This window comes from Candidimonas nitroreducens (assembly GCF_002209565.1).
Classification (GTDB): Bacteria; Pseudomonadota; Gammaproteobacteria; order Burkholderiales; family Burkholderiaceae_B; genus Candidimonas; species Candidimonas nitroreducens.
Genome location: NZ_NJIH01000007.1, coordinates 322,212 through 344,464, shown reverse-complemented (window position 1 = coordinate 344,464; position 22,253 = coordinate 322,212). Strand labels below are relative to the sequence as shown.

The window sequence follows — 22,253 nt, the reverse complement described above, 5'->3', positions numbered from 1 at the left end:
GAGTGAGGTTTTATGAACAAGCGTTTCATGGCGGGGCTGGCGGCATGGTCGTGTGCCGGTTTGATACTTGCCGGCCAGGCCTGCGCACAGGAGGCCGCCGCTTCGGCACAGGACGCGGCCGCTTCGCTACAGGGCGCCGCCGCTTCGGCTCCGGCTGCTTCCGTGGCCGCGGCCGCTGGCGCAGCGGCCGAGCCAGGCTCCGCGGCGCAGCCTGCCCCGTCGGCGCAGGTTTCCTCGTCGGATCAGGCTTCCTCGTCGGCGCAGGCCGAGCCGGGGCGGCTTGCCATGTCCAGCCCGCCCTCGGACGGCAACGCCGAGTCGATGCCAGGCTCGCAGGGCCAGGGCCAACTCGACGCCATCAAGAAAAGGTTCGAGCAACGCTATCCCGAGATCCAGGCCACTGCCGTCGCCGCTACCCCTTTCCCGGGCTTGTACGAGGTGCAGATCGGCGCCAACCTGGTCTATACCGACGCCAAGGTCGACTATCTGCTGCAGGGCTCGCTCATCGACGCCCAGTCGCGCACCGACCTGACTTCCGCGCGGCTGGCCAAGCTGTCGGAAGTGGCGTTCGACACGCTGCCGCTGAACCTGGCCGTCAAGCAGGTGCGCGGCAATGGCGCGCGCAAGATGGCGGTCTTCGAAGACCCCAATTGCGGGTTCTGCAAGCGCCTGCACCATACGCTCGAAAGCGTGGACAATGTCACCGTCTACACCTTCCTGTTTCCCATCCTGACGCCCGACTCGGTGGTCAAGGCCCGCGACGTCTGGTGCGCGAAGGATCCGGCCGCGGTCTGGAAGTCGTGGATGGTCGACGGCAAGAAGCCGCCCAGCGCCCAGTGCGATACGCCCGTCGAGCAGGTGCTGGCCCTGGGCAGGAAGCTCATGGTGCAGGGCACTCCGGCCATCATATTCTCTGACGGCACTCGCGTGAGTGGCGCCTTGCCGCTCAGAGAGCTGCAGCAAAAGCTTGCCAGCCTGAAATAAGGGCTTGAATGAAGGCGGCGGGCCGGCCCCGCGGGCTGAAGTGACAGCCGGGCGCGCCGCCATGCGGCGTTATTGCCTGCAGGGCTGCGCAAGCCGCGCCCCGGGTACCCGCGCAATTGCCCGTCTTGCGATGTTGTTATTCGCTCCAGGCGCGAGCGGATTCTTTATATTGGAAGGCTCGTCCTGAGCCGGCCATGCCGGTTTCCCACGCCGCTGGCGCAGGCCCTGGCCGCGGTTTCGATCCTTTGAAGGAGCACTCTCATGCCAGTAGAAAAAGTACTGTATCGCGCCAATGCCACCGCGACGGGAGGCCGCGACGGCCGCGGCGTCACGTCCGACGGCGTCCTCGACGTCACACTCGCCACCCCGAGTGAATTGGGCGGAGCCGGCGGCAAGGGCACCAATCCGGAACAACTGTTCGCCGTAGGCTATTCGGCTTGCTTTCTGGGCGCCATGAAATTCGTGGCCCAGCGCGACAAGCTCAGCATTCCGGCCGACGTATCGGTCAACGGCATCGTCGGCATCGGGCCGATCCCTACGGGCTTCGGCATCGAGGTCGAGCTGCGCATCTCGCTGCCCGGCCTGCCCCGCGACCAGGCCCAGGTACTGGTCGACAGGGCGCACATCGTCTGCCCGTATTCCAACGCCACCCGCGGCAATATCAACGTGACCCTCACCCTGGTCTAGCGCCGCCGCGCTGCCGGTCGCGCCGGCTTCGGGTATACACTGCGCCTTGCGCCGAAGGCTGCCTGCGCATGGCGCTGACGCGGCGTTTCGCAACCCACCATGGAGCCCTCTGATGAAAATAGCGATACTTGACGACTACCTGCGTACCGCCCGCCAGGCGGCCGACTGGGACTCTCTGGGGGCGGACGCCGCAATCACCTTATTCCACGAGCCGCTGCCCGCCGCCCCCGATCAACGCGCGGCGGCGCTGGCCGGCTTCGACGTCATCGTCGCCATGCGCGAGCGCACGCCGTTTCCGGCAGACTTGCTGCGGCGCCTGCCCGACCTGCGGCTGCTGATAACGACCGGCATGCGCAACCGCGGCATCGACATGCAGGCTTGCGCCGCGCAGGGCGTGCTGGTGTGCGGCGCGCCAGGCAGCAAGCTGGCGGCGCACGCCACCGCGGAACTGGCCTGGGCCCATATTCTGGGGCTGTTCAAGAACCTCGCGGCCGAAGACCGCGCGATGCATGCGGGGGCGTGGCAGACGCAGATGCCGCGCATACTTGCCGGCAAGACCCTGGGCATCGTCGGCCTGGGCAAGCTGGGCCAGGCCGCGGCGGCGGTGGGCAAGGCTTTCGGGATGGAAATCCTGGCCTACAGCCCGCACCTTACCGACGAGCGGGCCGCCGCGGGCGGCGCGCGCCGCGTAGACAAAGAAACCTTGTTCGCGCAGTCCGATGTGATCAGCATGCACCTGATTCTGTCCGACAGCACGCGCGGGCTGGCCAGCGCCGAGCTGCTGCGGTCGATGAAGCCGGACGCATGCTTCGTGAACACCTCGCGCGCCGGCCTGGTAGACATGGACGCCCTGTACGATGTGTTGCGCCAGAAGCGCATCGGCGGCGCGGGCCTGGATGTCTTTCCCGACGAACCCCTGCCCGCCGACGACAGGCTGCGCAGCCTGGACAATGTGCTGCTCACCCCGCACCTGGGCTACGTCAGTGCCGAGAACTTCCAGGCCTTCTACCGCAGCGCTGTCCAGGCCATTGCCGCCTGGGCCGGCGGCGCACCGGTCAACTCGCTGAACTGAAGGCCCGTCCGGGCCAAGTTCGGCCGGACTCGAAGCCGCGGCCGGCCACCGGTCGTGCCGCATCCCCTGCAGGGGATGCGGCACGACCGCTTTATGTCGCCGAGTTTTCATACACCCCTCTGAGAGCCGTGGGCGGAATCGGGGCGCCCGCCGACGTTTGCGCCGCCGTGGCGGCTCGTGGGCCTACGCCGGATCTACGTCGGGTTTGACACCAGGTTTTCCCTCAAATTAGAATGAAAACGATAATCAATATCTTTCTATTCCAGGGAAAAAATGGCGTCGCAAGAGATCCACGCCGCGTCTGAGCCTGTTTTAAGGCCAGTGGCAGCCTGCCGGGGTTGCCCGTGACCGCCGCCACTACACTGAAAACCTGGTATTGGCTGCACAAATGGAGCAGCCTGGTATGCACGGTGTTTCTACTGGTGATCTGTGTCACCGGCCTGCCTCTGGTGTTTCATGACGAGATCGACCAATGGCTCGACAATGGCAAGCCCTATGCCGTGGCGCCGGCCGATGCGCCCACGGCAAGTGTCGATCCCATGGTGGCCAAGGCCCACGCGCTGTATCCGGGGCAGGTGATCACTTTCGTGTTCGCCGATGACGAACAGCCGCAGGTGCTGGTGGGCATGGCGCCTTCGTTCGCCACGGCCACCACCGACAGCCATACGCTGAAGTTCGACGCGCATACCGGCGAGCTGCTCAATGACGGCCCGCCGGGCGAACGCTATACCTTCATGGGCATCATGCTGGCCCTGCACATGGATCTGTATGCGGGTTTGCCGGGCGAGCTGTTCCTGGGCTTCATGGGCCTGTTGTTCGTCATCGCCATCGTGTCCGGCGTGATGCTGTATGGCCCTTTCATGAAGAAACTGGCCTTCGGCACGGTGCGTGCCGGCCGTTCGCGGCGCTTGAAATGGCTGGATCTGCATAATCTGCTGGGGGCGGTCACGCTGGGCTGGGGGCTTGTGGTGGGCGTGACGGGCGTCATCAACGAGCTGTCGACGCCCATGTTCACCTACTGGCAGAAAACCGACGTCGCCCAACTGCTGGCGGCCTACAAGCATGCCGAGCCGCCCGCCGTGCTCACCTCGGCGCAGGAGGCGCGCGAAGCCGCGATGCGCGCATTGCCCGGGCAAAGCTTCGTCAGCTTGTCCTTTCCGGGCAACCCGTTCGGCGTGCCGCATCACTACATTGTCTGGGCCAAGGGGTCGACGCCGCTGCGCTCGCACCTGTTCACCGCCGCCCTGGTCGATGCCGGCACCGGCCAGCTGACCGCGGTGGCGAGCCCGCCCTGGTATCTCTCCGCGCTTGAATTGTCGCGACCGCTGCACTTCGGCGATTATGGCGGCATGCCGCTGAAAATAATCTGGGCCTTGCTGGATCTGCTTACCGTCGTCGTGCTTGGCAGCGGCCTGTATCTTTGGTTTGCGCGGCGCCGCGCCACCGACGCACGCATCGCAGCCTTGGCTCGCCAGGCCTCTCTCGTGGCCTCGCTGCCGGCCAGGGCCTCATGACTCGGGCCGAATTCACATGAATACGACAATGCGTACCGCTTTCCTGCGTGTCTGGGGCGCCCCATTGCTGATTGCCGTCCTGACCCTGTTCGGCCTGCTGGCCGCTTTGTTGGGCACGGGTGCCTGGCACTGGATGGCGTGGGCGGCGCTGGCCGTGCCTGTAGCCGTGGGTCTGCGTTTCTGGGCCGCACCGCGTGGATGAGCCAGCGCACGGCACAGCCCCTGTGGACTGCATTCATTTCAGTGCGGCCGGATCCGTGCCAGCAAGGCCAGTGCGCCCAGGCTGCAGACCGCGGCGGCCATGAATGCTTCTTCATACTGCCCCGTGGCCGACACGTATGCCGCGAAGACGGCGGGCGCCACGGTGTTGGCCAGGTAGACATGCAAGGTAGAGCCGGCCGCGGCTTCGCTGACTTTGTCCGGCGGCGCGCGGCGCGCCATCTCGGCGATCTGTACCCCGTTCCAGCCCGCCGCCGTGGCGCCCGCGCCCGCCGCCAGCAGGCTCAGCACCCATAGCGGCCAGGCCTGGGTGCTCAGAGCCAGCAGCGCCGTGGTGGCGGCCGACCCGACGGAGGTCAGCGACAAGGCCACGCGCGCGGAGCCGATGCGGTCGGCCAGCCAGCCGAATACAATGCGGCCGGCCACGCCGGCGGCCTGCATGATGGCAAACACCAAGCCGGCCATGCTAAGCGTAAAGTCGAGCCGGTCGACCAGATAGGCCACGGTGAAAGTAAACCAGCAGCTTTGCGTGGCCGAAAGCAGCCCGCCTACCGCCGCCAGCCTGCGCGTATCGTGCCCTTCGCGCAGCGCGCGGATCGGGGTCAGGATATTGTGTAGCGACAGCGCGCCGAGCCAGGACTGAGCCGACCTCGCAGGGGTATCTACGTCGCGGCCGAGCCGCCAGGTCAGGGCCACCATGCCGAACGCCAGCAGGGCGGCAGCCAGCAGCGCGACGCGCCATCCGGCCGATTCCGCCAGCAGCGGTATTGTCAGCCCGGCGATCACGCCGCCCAGCGGCACGCCGGCCTGCTTGATCGAGAACACCAGGTTGCGGATGGATGGGGGGCTGTAGCGTTGCAGGATCTCGCTGCCGGCGGGGCTGGACACCCCGTAGCCCGCGCCGATGATGAAGCTGGCCACCGCCGCCAGCGCCACTATCGGCGAAAAAAACAGCGCCATGCTGATGGTGCCCATGAGTACGCCCCATTGCACGCTGCGGATGTTGCCGATGCGGTGTATGAAGCCGGTGCCCACCATCAGGAAGAACAGCGAACCCGCGGTATTGATGGCGGCGAGATAGCCGACCCAGCCGTTGTTCCAGCCGAAATCCTGTATCAACGAAGGCGAGACGATGGGGATGAGGCGCGACAGGAACGAGGCCGCGGTCTGCAGTACCAGAATCGCCGCGACGGGAGCGATCCAGGCCGGGATGTCTCTTTTCACTGGTTGGCGGATTTGTATGCGTGAACAGGCAATATCAGGCTCAAGCATACCTGATAGGCGCGGCGCCCAGAGGGCGTGCCCAGGCCTTCTTGAAATTTTCCTTACATAGTGTTGAAAATATTGATGATAATGGTTATCATTGTCATATATATTTAAGAAGCCAAAAAAAGGGAAATGATGGTGTTCGATCCAGCCCGCGAACGCGCTGCGCGTTCGGTCGTGGGCGTGCGTGGTATTTGCGGCGGCATGGTGCGCCGTATGCCTGCCGGTTTGCCGCGATCCTGGCCAATCCTTCGCACTAGGGCCGGTTGCCCGCCAGTGCAGTTCTCCATTCTGCGTCAACCGGCCCTGGGATCGTAGCCGTGCTCGTGGAAATACCCGAAGTCTTCAGTGCGCAAGAAGCACAGGCCATGCGCGGCCAGCTCGAACAGGCCGGCTGGGTCGACGGCCGGGTCACGGCGGGCCATCGCTCGGCCCTGGTCAAGCACAATCGGCAGCTGCCGGAAGACCACCCGCTGGCGCGCGAGCTGGGGGCGCGCATCATAGAGCGCCTGAGCTCGAACAATATCTTCATGTCCGCGGCGCTGCCCGAGAAAATCTTCCCGCCGCTGTTCAATTGCTACGAGGGTGGAGAATCCTTCGGCTACCACATCGACAATGCCGTCCGTCCCATCAAGGGGGCGCCCGGTCGCGTGCGCACCGATCTTTCCATGACGCTGTTCCTGTCCGAGCCCGGCGACTACGACGGTGGCGAGCTGGTGGTGCTCGACACCTACGGCACCCGGGAAATCAAGTTGCGCGCCGGCAGCGCCGTACTGTATCCGGGCACCAGCCTGCACAAGGTCAATCCGGTCACCCGCGGCGCGCGCGTCAGCTCGTTCTTCTGGATCCAGAGCCTGGTGCGCGAAGACAGCGAACGCGCCTTGCTGCTGCAGCTCGACGTTGCCATCCAGCGCCTGCTGCGCGATGTGCCCGAACACGGATCGCTGGAAGAGCTGACCGGCGTCTACCACAACCTGCTGCGCAAATGGGCGCAGTTGTGACGCCTGTCCGGGCCCGGGCCCGGACAGGCTCTTCGGCAAAGGTGTGCGAGGGCGGCCCCCGGGCCGCCGGGCGCCCGGATACGGCCGGCGCGCCGCGCACCATGGCCGGAATCGACCCGCCGCAGTGAACAGCATACGGCGCGTCTCTTTGCTTTGGAGACGTGCGGACGGCCTTGCGCATCGACGCGGGGCCGCGGGGAAACTTTATTACGCAAACAACGGGAGCAAGCCGAATGTCCGATCAGATACACCCATCTTCCTCACTGCGCGCCTATGGGGCCGGCAGCCTAGCCACGGCGCTGGCCACGCCGGCCCTGTTCATGACCTCGTTCGCGGCCATGGCGCAATCCACCGGCACCGACAGCGTCTCGCAGCTGGCGCCGGTGCAGGTGCAGGGGAACATGCCGCAAGGCTATGACGTCAAGCAGTCCGCGTCGGAGAAGTTCACCGCGCCCCTGCTCGACACCCCCAAGTCGGTGCAAGTCATTCCGCAGGAAGTCATCCAGGATCAGGCGGCCTCGTCCCTGACCGACGTGCTGCGCAATTCGCCGGGTATTACCTTTGGCGCGGGCGAAGGCGGTAACCCGCTGGGCGACCGGCCCTTCATCCGCGGCTACGATGCGCAGTCCAGCACTTATATCGACGGCATGCGCGACATAGGTTCGACTTCGCGCGAAGTCTTCAACCTCGAGCAGGTCGAGGTCGTCAAGGGTTCGGACGGCGCCTACGGCGGGCGCGGCGGCGCGGGCGGCAGCATCAACCTCGTCAGCAAGACCGCCAAGAGCCGCGACTTTACCGACGTCAATCTGGGCCTGGGTACCGACAACTACTATCGCGGCACGATCGACAGCAACTGGAAGCTGTCCGACACTACAGCCTTCCGCTTGAACGCCATGTACCATGACGCCGACGTGGCCGGCCGCGATGCCGTGCACAACAACCGCTGGGGCGTGGCGCCCACCATCACCTTCGGCATGCACACGCCTACGCGTGTCACGCTCAGCTACTATCACTTGCAGGCCGACGATCTTCCCGACAGCGGCATCCCGTATGCCTATCCCAGCAGCAAGGTCAAGGCCGACGGCAGCTACATGGGCATTACCAAAACCGGCCCGGCCGACGTCGACCGCAACAACTTCTACGGCCTGAGCAGCGACTATCGCCGCACCGACAGCGACATGGCCACCGTGCGCGTCGAGCACGACTTTGCCGACAACCTGACGCTGCGCAACACCAGCCGCTACACCTATTCCTCGCAGCGCTACGTCTGGACGCAGCCCGACGACAGCCAGGGCAATGTGCTCAATGGCAAGGTCTGGCGCCGCGCCAATACCCGCGACAGCGACGTCACGTCCCTGGCCAACCAGACCGAGCTGTATGGCAAGTTCAATACCGGCACGCTCAAGCACAGCTTCAACCTCGGGGTCGAAATCTCGCAAGAGAAGAGCAACAAGGACTCCCTGAACGTCAATCGCGGCTCCGGATCCATATGCAACGCCGGCATTGGCGCGGCCTCCGCGTACAACTGCACCAGCCTGTACAACCCCAATCCCAACGACCCGTGGCGCAACACGCTAAACGGCGGCCCGGCGGGGGCTGAAAGCAAGGCCGAGGCCACCACCAAGTCGATCTACGCCTTCGATACGCTCGAGTTCAACAAGCACTGGCAGGCTGGCCTGGGCCTGAGGCTGGACGACTATTCCACCGAGTACACCAACACCCCGGCCAATGGCTCGACGGTCGTGCGCCGCCACGACACGCTCTGGAACTACCAGTTGGGGCTGGTCTACAAGCCGGTGGACAACGGCGCGTTCTACGTCTCGTACGCAACCTCTTCCACGCCCGCCAACGCCACCTTGGGCGAAGGCAGTGAAAGCCAGGGCCTGGTTCCGGGCCGCGGCGGCGTGGGCGTGAACGCCGCCGACATGGCGCCGGAAAAGAACCGTACGTATGAGATCGGCACCAAATGGGATGTGCTGAACAAAAGCGTGAGCCTGACCGCCGCGGTGTTCCGCACCGAGACCGAGAATGCGCGCATCACCCTGCCGGACGGCGATTATGCGATGGCGGGCAAGAAGCACGTGGACGGCCTGGAGCTGGGCGTGTCCGGGGCCATTACGCCGAAGTGGAATGTCTACGGCGGCTATACCTACTTGCGCAGCAAGATCAAGGACGACGGCGTGGCCACCGACGAGGGCAACCGTTTCCCCAACACGCCCGAAAACAGTTTCAGCCTCTGGAGCACCTACAAGGTCATGCCCAAGCTGACGCTGGGCGCCGGGGCCTACTACGTCGACAAGCAATACGGCAACGCGGCCAATACCAACTACATTCCGTCGTACTGGCGCTTCGACGCCATGGCCGGATACCGCTTCAACAAGCGCGTCGCCGTGCAGCTCAACGTGTTCAACATCTTCAACAAGACCTACTACGACAAGGCCTATGCGGCGCACTACGCCAGCATCGCCCCGGGGCGTTCGGCGATCCTGAACGTCAGCCTGTCGTATTGATCAGGCTCCTGGCACTGCCCGGCCTGCCGTAAAAGGCGGGCGCCGGGCAGGGGCTCGCCATCGTGCGATGGCGGGCCGTTTGCCGTATACGCGATACCGCCCTGGCCCGCTTCGGGCCGCGGCGGTTGGTGCCAGCCCGCGCCGGGTTTCGCGGCGGCCGGCCGGGTATCCGGCCGGAACCTCTTGCGCCTGCGGGCAAACGCTTACGCAAGCAGAACATTTATTCACATCCATGGAAAGCATCAGTACACGCCAATTCAACCAGGCCAGCGCCGAGGATTTCGCCCGCATCCTGGCTGGCCCCGCGCACGAGGCGTTGCCCTGGCTGTCGACCGCGGCCGAGCATGGCGTGGCCGAGGCGCAGTTTCATTACGGGCTATGGCTGCTGCAGGGCAAGGGTACGCCGCGCGACCCCGCCGAGGCGGTGCAGTGGCTGCGCAAGGCCGCCGATGCCGACCATGTACCGGCCATGAATCTGCTGGGGCGCTGCTACGAGAACGCCTGGGGCATCGCGCACGACATGATGCTGGCGACGTATTGGTTTCGCCGCGCCGCCGAGCGCGGCCTGGACTGGGGCATGTACAACTACGCCACCTCGCTGGCGCTGGGGCGCGGCGTGAAAACCGACCGCGCCCAGGCCTTGCAGTGGTTCCGCCAGGCGGCCGACGCCGGGCACATAAAGTCCCTGAACATGCTTGGCGGTTTTTACGAGGACGGCTGGGAAGTCGAGGCCGACCCGAACGCGGCATTCGATTACTATCGCCGTGCGGCCGAGGGCGGCGATTTCCGCGGCCAGTTCAACTACGCCCGCCTGCTGGCGGCGCGCGGCCACGTGGACTTGGCGGTGCAATGGATGCGGCGCGTGCCCGAGACCGCGACTGCCGCCTTCTGGGCCAAGGCCTGTGAATTCCTGGCCACGATGCCGCAGCCGGAATTACGGGAACTGGCGCTTGCTGCGCCCGACTCCAGCACACATATCGGCCAGGCGGACGTCCGGTAAGCTGCGCTCATTTCCTCAATGGCAGCGCTGTCTTGTACGACACCTGCTTCAGCGCGAAGCTGGAGCGGATCTTGTCGATGCCCGGAATGGACGTCAGGTGTTCCAGAATGAAGTGCTCGAGCGCGGCGATGTCCACTACGGCAACGCGTATCAGATAGTCTTCGTTGCCGGTCATCAGATAGCACTCCATGACCTCGTCGTGTTCGGCGATGCGCCGCTCGAAATCGGCCAGCGCCTGCCTGTCCTGCGACTTCAGGCTGATGGAGATGAAGACGTTCAGCCCCAGCCCCAGTGCGGCCGCGTCGGCCAACGCCACGTAGCGCGTGATGATGCCCGCGGCCTCCAGGGCCTTGACCCGCGCCAGGCACGGCGATGCAGACAGGTGGATGCGGCGGGCAAGCTCGACATTGCTCAGCGAGGCATCGCGCTGCAGTTCGTCCAGTATCCTCAAATCGATAGTGTCCAGCTTCATATTCTTTGAATTGGATTGTTTGCAGTATTTTATGCTGCATAAGCCGTAGTTTGCCAATCATTTCAGAGCCAAATATGCCTGCGGCGCGCGCAAAATAAACGCTACGCGCATCAGGGAGCGTCGCTGGGGCTTGTCGTGAGTCCGGCCCCGCTCCGCGCCGGAGGCCGTGCGGCCGCCCGACCGGGGCGGCTGCCTCGGCAGGGCCGGGGGTACCAGCTCCCCGGGTGCCTCCGGCAGTGCGCGGCAAGCCCATTGTGTCTCTCTTCCCGGTGACCCTGCCATGCTCATGAACCTGTCCGGCCGCGACCAGGCCGCCCTGGATATCGATCCCGAAGAAACCGTTGAATGGCGCGAGGCCTTCGAGGCGCTGCTCGCCTCCTGGGGCCCGGCGCGCGGGGTCTTCATCCTGCAAGAGCTGCATCGCATGGCCCACGATGCGCGCCTGGCCTGGACTCCCGGCGGCGAGACTGCGTGCGTCAATACGATCGCCGCCGAAGACGAGCCCGATTTTCCGGGCGACCTGGATCTGGAGCAGCGGCTGGCCGCCATCATGCGTTGGAACGCGGTGGCCATGGTCATGCGCGCCAACGCAGCCTACGGCGAACTGGGCGGCCACATCGCCAGCTATGCCAGCGCGGCGGATCTGTTCGAGGTGGGTTTCAATCATTTCTTCCGGGCGTCGGATGCCGCCGGCGCGGGGCGCGGCGATCTCGTTTTATTCCAGCCCCACAGCGCGCCCGGCGTCTACGCTCGTGCTTTTCTCGAGGGGCGCCTGGAACAGGCGGATCTGGCCCACTACCGGCAGGAGTTGCGCGGGCCCAGAGAGGGCGCGCGAGGCCTGTCCAGCTATCCCCATCCCTATCTCATGCCGGACTTCTGGCAGTTCCCGACCGGCTCCATGGGCATCGGGCCCATCAGTTCCATCTACCAGGCGCGCTTCATGCGCTACCTGACGCATCGCAATTTGCTGGACTGCTCCGGCCGCAAGGTCTGGGGCGTGTTCGGCGACGGCGAGATGGACGAGCCGGAATCCATGAGCGCATTGACGCTGGCGGCGCGCGAGGGCCTGGACAACCTCGTCTGGGTGGTGAACTGCAACCTGCAGCGCCTGGACGGGCCGGTGCGCGGCAATGGCCAGGTCATCGGCGAGCTCGAGAAGCTGTTCCGCGGCGCCGGCTGGAATGTCATCAAGGTATTGTGGGGCAGCGACTGGGACGGGCTGTTCGCCCGGGATCTGGGCGGCGCGCTGGTGCGGGCGCTGTCGGAAACCGTCGACGGCCAGATGCAGACCTTCGCGGCCAACGACGGGCGCTACAACCGCGAGAATTTCTTCGGCCGCGACGAGGCACTGGCGCGCCTGGTGCAGGGCCTGACCGATGCGCAAATCGACCAGTTGCGGCGCGGCGGCCACGATCTGGTGAAGATCCATGCCGCTTATGCGGCCGCGCAGCGCCACCGCGGCCAGCCCACGGTCATCCTGGCGCATACCAAGAAAGGCTATGGCATGGGCAGCGCCGGCCAGGGGCGCATGACGACCCATTCGCACAAGAAATTCGACGAGCACGACCTGCTGGCCTTTCGCGACCGCTTCGGCCTGCCGCTGGACGACGAACAGGTGCGGCGCCTGGACTTCTACAAGCCTGCCGAAGACAGCCCGGAAATGCGCTACCTGCAGGCGCGCCGCCAGGAACTCGGCGGCTACCTGCCGGCGCGCCGCACCGACGCCGGCCGCGTGGGCATCCCCGATATCTACGGCTATGCGCGCTTCGCGCTCGAGTCCGACGGCCGACCCATGTCCACGACCATGGCCTTCGTGCGCATGCTGGGCGGCCTGCTGAAGGACGCGGCGCTGGGGCCGCGCATCGTGCCCATTGTCGCCGACGAGGCGCGTACCTTCGGCATGGCCAACCTGTTCAAGCAGGTGGGCATCTATTCCAGTGTCGGTCAGCGCTACGAACCCGAAGACATCGGCTCGATACTCAGCTACCGCGAGGCGCGCGACGGGCAGATTCTGGAAGAGGGCATCAGCGAGGCGGGCGCGATTTCCAGCTGGGTGGCCGCCGCCACCAGCTACAGCGTGCACGGGCTGGCCATGCTGCCGTTCTATATCTACTACTCCATGTTCGGCTTCCAGCGCGTCGGCGACCTGATCTGGGCGGCGGCGGATCAGCGGCCGCGCGGCTTTCTGGTCGGCGCCACCTCGGGGCGCAGCACCCTGGCGGGCGAGGGCCTGCAGCACCAGGACGGCAGCAGCCATCTGTATGCGGCGACCATACCCAATTGCCGCGCCTACGACCCCGCCTACGCCTGCGAGCTGGCGGTGATCGTCGATCGCGGCATGCGCGAAATGATGGACGAACAGCAGGATGTTTTCTACTACATCACGGTCATGAACGAAAACTACGCGCAGCCGGCTCTGGCCGAGGGCGCCGCCGACCAGATCCTGCGTGGCGGCTATCGCCACGCGAGCTTCGACGCCGAGGCGGTAGAGGCCGCGGTGCCCGGCGACGGCAAAGCCGCCGCGCCCGGGGCGCCGGCCCCGCGCGTGACGCTGCTGGGCTCCGGCGCCATTCTTCCCGAGGTGCTCAAGGCCGCGCAGGCGCTGGCGCGGCAGGGTATTGCCAGCGATGTCCTGAGCATTACGAGCTGGAGCGAGCTGGCGCGCGAAGGGCGGCGCGGCGCGCAGGCCTTGCTGCACGGCGCCGAGGCCGCCGATGCGCCCCACATCACGCGCTTGCTGGAACAATGCGCCGGCCCCATCGTCGCCGCTACCGACTATGTTCATGCCGTGCCCGAATCCATCCGCGCCTATGTGCCGCAAGGGCGGCGCTACATCACGCTGGGCACGGACGGCTTCGGGCGCAGCGACACGCGGGCCGAGCTGCGCCGCCATTTCGGCATCGACGCGCAATCCATCGCCGCGGCGGCGCTTGCGGGCTTGCGGCAGCCGCGCTAGATGCCTGCCCGTTGCGTATATCGGACGCACATCGGGTGTCATGCATTTAATGCATAGCCAGGTATGCATTAATAGTGTTATAGTAATACGTTGCCAGCAAGGCGGGTTTTTATAGGCTGCCTTCCTGGTTCTAGTGTTGTTCTCCCTCCTACGCCAGATCTTTCGACGGCCTTGGCAGGCCGCATTTTCTGGCTGCCCCTCGTTCGCAGCGCATGTCTCTGCGAACCAGCCGCTGGACAGAGTTCACCTGTCGCAGGCGCCTGGCGCACCGTCCAGGCCATTCAGCCGAGTACGCCCTCCTTTCCGCGAGGCCGGGCGCTTTGCCTGGGCCGGGATCCCGGCCATATGCGGGCATGCTTCAAGCGCCGCGGCAGTTCCATGTTTGGCTTTCATCATTCAGGAGTAATTCATTTGGCTAAAGAAGAGCTTATTGAAATGCGTGGCGTCGTCGACGAAGTCCTGCCCGATTCGCGTTTTCGCGTGACGCTGCAAAATGGCCATGAACTGATCGCCTATACGGGCGGCAAAATGCGCAAGCACCATATCCGCATCCTGGCCGGTGACGACGTGTCGCTGGAGCTTTCCCCCTACGATCTGACGAAGGGTCGTATTACGTTCCGCCATCTCAAGGAACGCGGCCCCATGCCGGCGTCTCGCCCCGCACGCCGCTGATTCCCGCGGCCTGGCCCGCCGAATGGCGGCAAGCCTGCGGCCCGCGCGATAGCCTTAAGGCAATCGCGGCGATAAACAGAATAAATTGGCTGTTTCAATTACAGAGCGTTACCGTGACAGCTCCTGTTACCTATAGCAAGGAGAAAAGCCATGTCTGAAATTCTCGGGCCTCAGCGGCTCGGCCCTCTGACCCCGCTGGTCGGCGATTGGGAAGGCAACGCCGGTATCGACCTGTCCTACCACAACGACGACGACATTACCGGCCAGACCACATACTTCGAAAAGGCCTCGTTCACGCCCATCCCCAAACAAGAGAATGGCCAGCAGAAGCTGGAAGGTCTCAAATACTCGATGGTGGCATGGCGCCACGGCGAAGAGGCGATGATCCCCTTCCATGACGAAGTGGGCTTCCTGCTATGGGACAAGGCCGAGAATCAGGTGATACGTACCGTGGTGTTCGGCCGCGGCATTGCGATCCAGGCCGGCTCCACCTGTCAGCCGCGCGACAAGGTAATCCATTTCAAGGCCGACCCGGGCGACCCCTGTTATGGCATCTTGCAGAACAAGTATCTGCTGCGCCGCGCCGAACTGCAGGGTTTTACCAGCACGTTCACTTTCAACGAAGACGGCACGTTCACCCACGAGTCGGATCTGATCCTGAAGCTCGCCGCTACGGGCGAAGTCATGCATCACACCGACAAAAACACGATGCACCGCGTCAAGCGCATTCACCCCAGCGCGGAAATCGCCTAAGCGCATTGCTTCCAAGCTCGTCTCGGCGGCGGGAAACTATAGGCCGGCTCTTGCGCCGCGTGGTGCCACACCGCCGGCGTGCCGGACTCCCGCGCACGGGTGGCAATGCCGCTTCGGCATCGCACTAGGCGACGTTTTCATCTGTCCCGCGCCCGTCCGCCCACGGTCGCGGCCAGGCTGGCGACAAAGGCGCCGAGCAACAGCGAGGCGAACGCCCACAATGAGAAGGATGCCGCGGCCTTGCGGGCGGCGTCTGCCGCCGCGCGCGTCTTTTGTTCGGCTTGTTGGGCGGTCTGCCGGGCCTGGTCGCTGACTTGCGCGAGCCGCTGCTCGGCGGCGGCCTGATCCATGCCGGTACGCTGCGCGATCAGCTTGACCAGATAGGGGCGATCCTGTTGCGACACTTGGCCCTGTGTTCCACCATGCGCCAGAATCATGGAAACCTGTTGGCGCGCGTCGCCGTCATTGGCCATCCGGGATGGATCATTGGGCCGCAGCAGCACATCGGTGTAGTAGTCCAGCGCGGACGTGCGCACTCCTGCTTGCGGGAGCTGGCTGGCAAGCGCCGTGGCGGCGTCCGCCCCGGCCGTGGCGCCGGCCTTGGCCGTGCCCGAAACGACCGATGCCACCGTGGATCCCAGCAAGGCCAGGCCGACCACGGCGCTCAGTGCCCAGACGAGAAAGCCATGCGCGGTGTCGCGAAAATAGATTTCGTCGGTTGCCGCGTCGATCCACCGCGTACGCAGCCTGCCCGCTACATAGCCGGCGATTCCATATGCAATGATCTGAGTGACCAGCAGCCAAATGATGGAGCCGGCGGCGAGGGCCGATTCCGAGATGCCTTCGTGGCGCCAGGGGGACATGGAAAGAAAGCCGAGCCCGGTGCCGCCGGCGAGCAGCATGGCCGACACCGCGGCCGCGATAACTGCGCCGGCGATGACCGCGCCCCAGGATACGGCCGAACGCGTCGAGGCCGCGGCGGTCGTGGGGGCATCGGGATAGCGTGTCGAAGTCTGGGTATTCTGGGTCTGCATGACAGCTCCTTGAGTCTGGACTCGCGTCGCGTGACTGCACGGCTTGTCGCGACGCATGGCGGCGAGTGGATCGTGCGCGCTCGCGTCTCATTCCGTTTCTAAATTGATCTGGAAACGGAAGCACATATGGCCGGCAGATCAGTGCCAGAACAAGGCGAGCAGGATGATGATGGGTATGGGTACGCCCAGCAGCCACAAGAGAATGGATCGCATCAGGCCTCCGTATGTGTTGAATGCACTATAGGAGGCGTGGCGTGCGCGCGGAAGCGAAGAAAATACCAGTTCATCTGGTACGGATTCACCGTTACCAGAGGTATCGTCGTCGGGCGCCGACGCCGCGCGGCCCGCGATTCGGCGCGCCGATACGGGGCGGAATCGGGGGGATGGAGCGGAAATCAGGGCGGCTGAGCCCCGCCTCAAAGTTGTCTGAGCCTGTTGGTTTTCCCGTGAACCGAAACCAGCCGTGCTCGCGGCCTGTTGTGCGCCACGCCATGGCGGTGCATAGTATTCTGCCCGTGTCGGCAAAGAACAAGGTTCGTCCATGGACGCTGAAAATAATTACCAAGTCCGCACCATGCTTCGCGGCGAGCTCGATACCGCGCTGCAATGGGCCGCGCGCGAAGGCTGGAATCCCGGGCTGCACGATGCCCATTGTTTTTACGCGGCCGACCCGCAGGGTTTTCTGGTAGGCCTGCTCGACGGCGTGCCCATCGCTTCCATTTCGGTCGTGCGCTATGGGTCGGACTACGGATTCCTGGGGCTGTATATCGTGGCTCCCGAGCATCGCGGCAAGGGCTACGGCTGGGCGCTGTGGCAGGCCGGGCTGGAACGCCTGGGCCAGCGGGCTGTCGGCCTGGATGGCGTGCTGGCCCAGCAGGGCAATTACCGCCGTTCGGGCTTTGTGCTGGAACATCGCAACATCCGCTACGCGACGGCCGGCTCGGCGCCTCACGGCTCTCCCGATGCCGCGGAGCATTCCGGGTTGGTGGATTTGCGCGGTCTCGCAGCAGCCCAGGTGCGGGACTATGATCGGCCGTTCTTCCCCGCGGGGCGCGATACGTTTCTGCAGGCCTGGCTGCATGCGCCCGGGCATCACGCGCTGGGAATGATGGGCGGCGATCGGCTCGCCGCCTATGGCGTCATCCGCCCATGCCTGTCGGGCTACAAGATCGGCCCCCTGTTTGCCGACCGGGCCGAACAGGCGCAGACCGTGCTGCAGGCCCTGGTGGCCCGCGTTCCGGCCGGCAGCCCGGTGTTTCTCGATGTGCCGGAAACCAACGCCGCTGCCGTGCAGTTGGCGTGCAGCCTTGGCATGGCGCCCATGTTCGAGACTGCGCGCATGTACAAGGGCACGCCGGCTCTGCCCGATATGGGGCGCACGTTCGGCATTACCTCGTTCGAGCTGGGTTGAGCGCCTGCCGGCTAGAGGCCTTGAATCACTTCGGGCGCTGCCTGGATGGCCGCGCGGCGGTGGTAGAAGTCCAGTGCCCGCAACCCGCCCAGCTCGCTGCCGCCGCCGGCGCGCCCGGGCCCGCCGTGCTGCGATTGCGGCATGACGTTGCCGTGGCCGGTATGGGCCTTGGCCACGGCCGGGCTGATGACGTGCACCCGCCCATGGCTGGCGGCCAGATCCAGCGCCGCGCCGGCCAAAGCCTGGGCGTCGTCGCCATAAAGCGAGGTGACCAGCGAGCCCTGGCCGCGATGCGCGAGCGCCAGGCCGTGGGCCAGGTCGCGATAGGGCAGCAGCGTGGCCACGGGGCCGAAGACCTCTACGTCATGCACCAGCGCCGCGGCGTCGGCGTCTTTGGCTCCGAACAGCACTGGCCGGGCGCAGGCGGCGACCGCGCCATCGGCATCGACCAGCGCCTGTGCCCGGCCGTCGTACAGGATTTGCGCCGCCTGCTGCAGCCGGGCGACGCCTTGCCGTACATTTTCGTATTGTTCGCGGCTGACCAGCGAGCCCATGCGCACGCCTTCGTTGCGCGGGTTGCCTACGGTGACCTTGGCCAGCGACGCGCCTATGGCCTGGGCCACGTCGTCGTAAAGCTCCTGCGGCACCAGGATGCGGCGGATGGCCGTGCATTTCTGGCCCGACTTGACGGTCATTTCGCGCACCGCTTCGCGCACCAGCAGGCTCGCGGCTTCGCTGTCTGCCGCATAGCCGGGCATCAGCAACGCGCTGTTGATGCTGTCGGCCTCGATATTGGCGCGCACCGAATGGCGCGTGACGGCGGCGCTGGCGCGAATCACCGCCGCGGTTGCCGCCGAACCCGTGAACGACACCGCGTCCATGGGCTGCAATTGATCCATCAAGCCGGCCGAGTTGCCGCAGATGACGGACAGCGCGCCCGCCGGCAGCACGCCGGCATCGATCACGTCCTTGACCATGCGCTGGGTCAGCCAGGCCGTGGCCGTGGCGGGTTTGGCGATGACGGGAACCCCCGACAGCAGTGCCGGCGCCGCCTTTTCCCATAGGCCCCACGATGGAAAGTTGAACGCATTGATGAACAGCGCCACGCCGCGCGTGGATACTTGCACGTGTTGCGACTGGAATACGCCATCCTTGGCCAGCGACACCGCGGCGCCGTCGGCCAGATGGCGCACATCGCCGAGTGCCGCGCCCCATTTCGCGTATTGGCCTACGGTATAGATGGCGCCGTCGACGTCCACGGCCGTGTCGTTTTTCACCGTGCCCGAGTTGGCCGTGGAGATTTCGTAGTACGCGGCGCGATTGGCTTGCAGCACATTGACGACATCGGCAAGCAGCTTGGCGCGCTGCGCGTAAGTCAGGGCGCGCAGAGCCGCGCCGCCCACGTCGCGGGCATAGGTGAATGCGGCGGGCAGATCGACGCCGGTAGCGTCCACGCGCACCAGTTCCGTACCCAGTACCGGATCCCGCAGCGTACTGCCCTGGCCCTTACCCGTGTGCCAGCTTCCGTTGACGTAATTGGCAAGTAGTTCAGTCATATGGCCTTTGCCTTGCAAGTATTGATTGGGCGCGGAGGTATGGCTGCGCCGACGATTCATGATTAATGCAATATTATGCTTTTTACGAAACGATATTATTATTCATATAAATAATCAAGCATTATATTTCATATTTAGTGTTGACCCTAGATATTGGCCCTAGGTTTAGGCCTGGCCCGATCCGAGGTGCCGTCAAGCCAGCGCCGTGCCACATCGAGCCAGTGCCCTGCGGCTTTGACCTTGCCGTGCCATCGGGCCAGAATAGCTCGAGGGATGCCGCCGCCGACAAGCTGCTGACACAAGCCAAGTCCGCCGTTCCTCGCCGAATCACGATCGACCCTGAATTCATTGCCCATGCCTGACCCACTCAACCCGTACGCTCGCGCCAAGAAGCAGGCCTCGTCCCGCCTCAACTCGCTTCTGTGGATCTTCGAGCCCCTGGAGCGCGATGCAGCTTATGCAAGCCGCAAGATGTTCGGCTGCGATGCCGCCTACGTCGACGGTTTGCTTTGCGTGGTCGCCGCCGATCGCGACGAACCGTGGGATGGCCTGCTGGTTTGCACCTCGCAAGAACACCATGCCGCGTTCATGGATGAGATGCCGGGCCTGCGGCCGCATTCCGTACTGGGAAAGTGGCTTTATATCCCGCAGGGCGATGAAGAATTCGAGGCCGTCGCCCGCCGGGTGACAGAGCTTGTGCTGGCCCGTGACCCGCGCATAGGCGTCGAGCCCAAGCCCCGGTCGCAGCGCCGGGCCAAACCACGGCCCCGAGTCAAACGGCCTGAGGCATGATGGTTCCGGGGCTTTGACCCCTGCATCGGGCCCGGCAGGCCTCGTCGTCCCGTGCGATGGGCCAAAGAGCCAAAGAGCCGTAGATCGCTTCAGTTTCCTAAAATGGCCTCGAAACAGTCACCCTCGCAGAACTTCCCCGGAACTCAAATGCTTGCTTCTTCTTCCATCGATTTGATCGGCCATACCCCCTTGATCACGCTGGGCCGCGTATACAGCGGCTCTGGCCGGGTCGTGGCCAAGGCCGAATTCTTGCAGCCGGGGGGCAGCGTGAAAGACCGTGCGGCGAAAGCCATTCTGCTGGCGGCCCGCGCGGATGGCAGGCTGCAGGCGGGTATGCCGGTGGTTGAAATGACCAGCGGAAACATGGGCGCGGGCCTGGCGGTTGCGTGCGCGGCGCTTGGCCATCCCTTGCTGGTCACGATGTCGGCGGGCAACAGCCCGGCCCGCGCGCGCATGCTCGAAGGCCTGGGCGCGGAGGTCATCCTGGTGGATCAAGTGGATGGTGCGCCCGGCCAGGTAACCGGGGCCGACGTCGAAGCCGCCGCGCAAATGGCGCAAGACCTTGCCGCCGAGCGCGGTGGCTTCTATGTCAACCAGTTTCACGCCGTCGAGTGCATCACGGCCCACGAGCAGGGCACGGGCCGGGAAATACTGGAGCAGCTTGGCGCTGCGCCGCAAGGCTGGGTTGCGGCGGTAGGAACGGGCTGCACGTTCATGGGCGTGGCGCGGGCGCTGAAGGCCGCCAGGCCGGACACGCTCTGCGCGGCGGTCGAGCCCGAGGGCTGCCAGGCGCTGGCGGGCGCCCCCGTTACCAAGGCGCGCCACCTGATCCAGGGAACCAGCTATGGCGCCATTCCCCCTCATTGGGATCCGTCTCTCATGGACGCCAGCCTGGCGGTCACCGACGAAGAAGTCCAGCAGTGGCGGCGCAAGCTGGCGGTGCAGGAGGGCCTGTACGTGGGCTATTCGGCCGCGGCCAATGTGTGCGCCGCGGTCAAATTGCTGCAGTCCGGCCGCCTGCCGGCCGATGCAACCGTGGCCACGGTGCTTTGCGACACCGGGCTCAAGTATTGACGGAAGCCAGGGCCCATTCGCCAGGAGCCAGGCCTGCGAGGGCGTGGCCGGGTGACGGGCCCATGGAACGATTCGGGACGCTAGGAAACGATGAATTCTTGAATTGCGTCCTCGTCCACGTGCACGCCCAGGCCGGGTGTTTCGGGAATGAGGAGGCCGTCGTGTCCGAGCGTCCAGTCCGAACGCAAAGCCGTGGGTATGCGGCCGGCAAGGCCGGCCTGGTACTCGCAGGGCAGGTCGGATGCGGCGATGGATGCCGCAAAATGCAGGGTGGCCGCCTGCATGACATCGAGCGCTCCGCCCATGTGCGGGGTGACGGCGATATGGCGTCCCGAAGCATGCTCCAGCATGCGGCGCCCCATCACGAAGCCGGTGCGTCCGATGTCCGGCTGGAGTATCTGAACCGCGCCCGAGTCCAGCCAAGGGGCCGCCTGCAGCGCGGTTCGAAAGTGTTCTCCCAGCGCGATCGGGGCTCCCGGGGCTTCCCGCAGCGCCATATGCCCGGCCAGATCTTCAGGCAGCATCGGGCATTCGAGCCATTTCGCGGCGAGCTGGCCGAAGCTGTGCCGTGCGCGTACGGCAACCGCGGGCTCGTGGAATGTCCACAGAGCGTCCCCCGCCCACCACGAGATCGACGGAACTGCGTCCTGGAGGGCGGTAAATTCCTCGAGATCGGCGTCGAGCGAGCCGCGCAGGAAAATCTTTACGGCTGTGGTCGCTTCGGCCGACCATCTATGAAGCAGTTCGATGCGCTCTTCACGGGTGGGCGCGCGGGCGCCCGAAAGATAGCAAGGTTGCGAGGCTCTGGCCTTGGCTGCGAACAGTTCGTTTACCGGACATCCGGCGCGCCGCGCCAGCGCATCGTGCAGTGCGATGTCCAATGCCGCTACGGCGTCCTGGTAGTGCCCGGCAAGATAGCCGCGGCACCGCTGCGCGTCATAGAGCATGTCGACCAGAGTGTCGGGCGCGGCAAATGGCTGGTGTCGTGCCACTTCGGAAATGAAGCCATTGACGAGGGTACAAATTACTTCGGGGGCGATCGGGCAGGTGGCTTCGCCCCAGCCGACCGTTCCGTCGGCCAGCTGCACTCGCACCAGCGCCGACTCGACCTCTTTGGCATAGACGGTTCGCCAGGGGGGCGAGAATTGGAACCGGCCGGTGGCTTGTGCGTCAGCCGCCTGTTTCAGGAAGCCTCGCCAGTAGTCTGGGCCCGGTGCCCGCATGCGTACGCCGCGCACGTCCCGAATTCGAAACGCCATGTCATGGCGCGCAGGAAAGCC

19 protein-coding genes are annotated in these 22,253 nt (G+C 65.2%); 14 read left to right on the top strand and 5 right to left on the bottom strand.

All coding sequences use genetic code 11. From position 1 onward, the window contains the following. Nucleotides 1-12: 12 nt before the first annotated feature. The 5 genes from CEY11_RS13660 (at nucleotide 13) to CEY11_RS13640 (ending at nucleotide 4,459) form a co-directional block, all read left to right on the top strand. A complete protein-coding gene (locus tag CEY11_RS13660; RefSeq protein WP_269845284.1) occupies nucleotides 13-984 on the top strand; it encodes a DsbC family protein in 972 nt (323 codons plus the stop codon). A gap of 261 nt (nucleotides 985-1,245) precedes the next feature. After that, complete coding sequence (locus CEY11_RS13655; protein ID WP_088603951.1) at nucleotides 1,246-1,671, top strand: organic hydroperoxide resistance protein; 426 nt, start codon at nucleotides 1,246-1,248, stop codon at nucleotides 1,669-1,671. A gap of 112 nt (nucleotides 1,672-1,783) precedes the next feature. Continuing rightward, the gene (locus CEY11_RS13650) at nucleotides 1,784-2,743 is read left to right on the top strand and encodes a D-2-hydroxyacid dehydrogenase family protein (RefSeq protein WP_088603950.1); all 960 of its coding nucleotides are present in this window, start codon (nucleotides 1,784-1,786) and stop codon (nucleotides 2,741-2,743) included. Nucleotides 2,744-3,087: 344 nt separating this feature from the next. Then, complete coding sequence (locus CEY11_RS13645) at nucleotides 3,088-4,257, top strand: PepSY-associated TM helix domain-containing protein (RefSeq protein ID WP_088604035.1); 1,170 nt, start codon at nucleotides 3,088-3,090, stop codon at nucleotides 4,255-4,257. Between the two features lie 16 nt (nucleotides 4,258-4,273). Continuing rightward, nucleotides 4,274-4,459, top strand: a complete 186-nt coding sequence (locus tag CEY11_RS13640; RefSeq protein ID WP_088603949.1) for a hypothetical protein — start codon at nucleotides 4,274-4,276, stop codon at nucleotides 4,457-4,459. Between the two features lie 38 nt (nucleotides 4,460-4,497). On the opposite strand, the gene CEY11_RS13635 is transcribed toward CEY11_RS13640, so the two are convergent. After that, the gene (locus CEY11_RS13635) at nucleotides 4,498-5,700 is read right to left on the bottom strand and encodes an MFS transporter (protein WP_233154867.1); all 1,203 of its coding nucleotides are present in this window, start codon (nucleotides 5,698-5,700) and stop codon (nucleotides 4,498-4,500) included. A 362-nt stretch (nucleotides 5,701-6,062) separates the two neighbouring features. Here CEY11_RS13635 and CEY11_RS13630 point away from each other — a divergent pair, with 362 nt between their 5' ends. From CEY11_RS13630 to CEY11_RS13620, 3 genes are all read left to right on the top strand, one after another. Further along, nucleotides 6,063-6,743, top strand: a complete 681-nt coding sequence (locus CEY11_RS13630) for a Fe2+-dependent dioxygenase (protein ID WP_088603947.1) — start codon at nucleotides 6,063-6,065, stop codon at nucleotides 6,741-6,743. A 320-nt stretch (nucleotides 6,744-7,063) separates the two neighbouring features. Further along, nucleotides 7,064-9,253: a TonB-dependent receptor gene (locus CEY11_RS13625; RefSeq protein WP_198958899.1), complete on the top strand. Its 2,190-nt coding sequence runs from the start codon at nucleotides 7,064-7,066 to the stop codon at nucleotides 9,251-9,253. A 232-nt stretch (nucleotides 9,254-9,485) separates the two neighbouring features. Then, complete coding sequence (locus CEY11_RS13620) at nucleotides 9,486-10,253, top strand: tetratricopeptide repeat protein (RefSeq protein ID WP_088603945.1); 768 nt, start codon at nucleotides 9,486-9,488, stop codon at nucleotides 10,251-10,253. 7 nt (nucleotides 10,254-10,260) lie between these two features. On the opposite strand, the gene CEY11_RS13615 is transcribed toward CEY11_RS13620, so the two are convergent. Next, the gene (locus CEY11_RS13615; RefSeq protein ID WP_088603944.1) at nucleotides 10,261-10,725 is read right to left on the bottom strand and encodes an Lrp/AsnC family transcriptional regulator; all 465 of its coding nucleotides are present in this window, start codon (nucleotides 10,723-10,725) and stop codon (nucleotides 10,261-10,263) included. 280 nt (nucleotides 10,726-11,005) lie between these two features. On the opposite strand from CEY11_RS13615, the gene mdeB reads away from it, so the two are divergent. The 3 genes from mdeB to CEY11_RS13600 all read left to right on the top strand — a co-directional run bounded on the left by mdeB (nucleotide 11,006) and on the right by CEY11_RS13600 (nucleotide 15,106). Continuing rightward, nucleotides 11,006-13,681 carry an alpha-ketoglutarate dehydrogenase gene (gene mdeB / locus CEY11_RS13610; RefSeq protein WP_088603943.1) on the top strand — a complete coding sequence of 892 codons (2,676 nt, stop codon included), beginning with the start codon at nucleotides 11,006-11,008 and terminating at the stop codon, nucleotides 13,679-13,681. Nucleotides 13,682-14,092: 411 nt separating this feature from the next. Then, nucleotides 14,093-14,353 carry a translation initiation factor IF-1 gene (infA, locus tag CEY11_RS13605; RefSeq protein WP_088603942.1) on the top strand — a complete coding sequence of 87 codons (261 nt, stop codon included), beginning with the start codon at nucleotides 14,093-14,095 and terminating at the stop codon, nucleotides 14,351-14,353. Nucleotides 14,354-14,503: 150 nt separating this feature from the next. Then, the gene (locus tag CEY11_RS13600; RefSeq protein ID WP_088603941.1) at nucleotides 14,504-15,106 is read left to right on the top strand and encodes an FABP family protein; all 603 of its coding nucleotides are present in this window, start codon (nucleotides 14,504-14,506) and stop codon (nucleotides 15,104-15,106) included. A 137-nt stretch (nucleotides 15,107-15,243) separates the two neighbouring features. On the opposite strand, the gene CEY11_RS13595 is transcribed toward CEY11_RS13600, so the two are convergent. After that, the gene (locus CEY11_RS13595) at nucleotides 15,244-16,140 is read right to left on the bottom strand and encodes a hypothetical protein (protein WP_088603940.1); all 897 of its coding nucleotides are present in this window, start codon (nucleotides 16,138-16,140) and stop codon (nucleotides 15,244-15,246) included. A gap of 541 nt (nucleotides 16,141-16,681) precedes the next feature. Here CEY11_RS13595 and CEY11_RS13590 point away from each other — a divergent pair. Then, entirely contained in the window at nucleotides 16,682-17,551 is an 870-nt protein-coding gene (locus tag CEY11_RS13590) for a GNAT family N-acetyltransferase (protein WP_088603939.1), read from the top strand. An 11-nt stretch (nucleotides 17,552-17,562) separates the two neighbouring features. On the opposite strand, the gene CEY11_RS13585 is transcribed toward CEY11_RS13590, so the two are convergent. Further along, complete coding sequence (locus CEY11_RS13585; RefSeq protein ID WP_088603938.1) at nucleotides 17,563-19,107, bottom strand: 3,4-dehydroadipyl-CoA semialdehyde dehydrogenase; 1,545 nt, start codon at nucleotides 19,105-19,107, stop codon at nucleotides 17,563-17,565. Nucleotides 19,108-19,461: 354 nt separating this feature from the next. Between CEY11_RS13585 and CEY11_RS13580 the strand changes: the two genes are divergently transcribed. Together CEY11_RS13580 and CEY11_RS13575 are read left to right on the top strand one after the other, a co-directional pair. Further along, a complete protein-coding gene (locus tag CEY11_RS13580; protein WP_088603937.1) occupies nucleotides 19,462-19,899 on the top strand; it encodes a hypothetical protein in 438 nt (145 codons plus the stop codon). 147 nt (nucleotides 19,900-20,046) lie between these two features. Beyond that, complete coding sequence (locus CEY11_RS13575; protein WP_088603936.1) at nucleotides 20,047-20,973, top strand: PLP-dependent cysteine synthase family protein; 927 nt, start codon at nucleotides 20,047-20,049, stop codon at nucleotides 20,971-20,973. Nucleotides 20,974-21,053: 80 nt separating this feature from the next. On the opposite strand, the gene CEY11_RS13570 is transcribed toward CEY11_RS13575, so the two are convergent. Next, nucleotides 21,054-22,232, bottom strand: coding sequence for an enolase C-terminal domain-like protein (locus CEY11_RS13570; RefSeq protein WP_158215312.1), 1,179 nt, complete (start codon nucleotides 22,230-22,232; stop codon nucleotides 21,054-21,056). Between the last annotated feature and the right edge of the window lie 21 nt (nucleotides 22,233-22,253).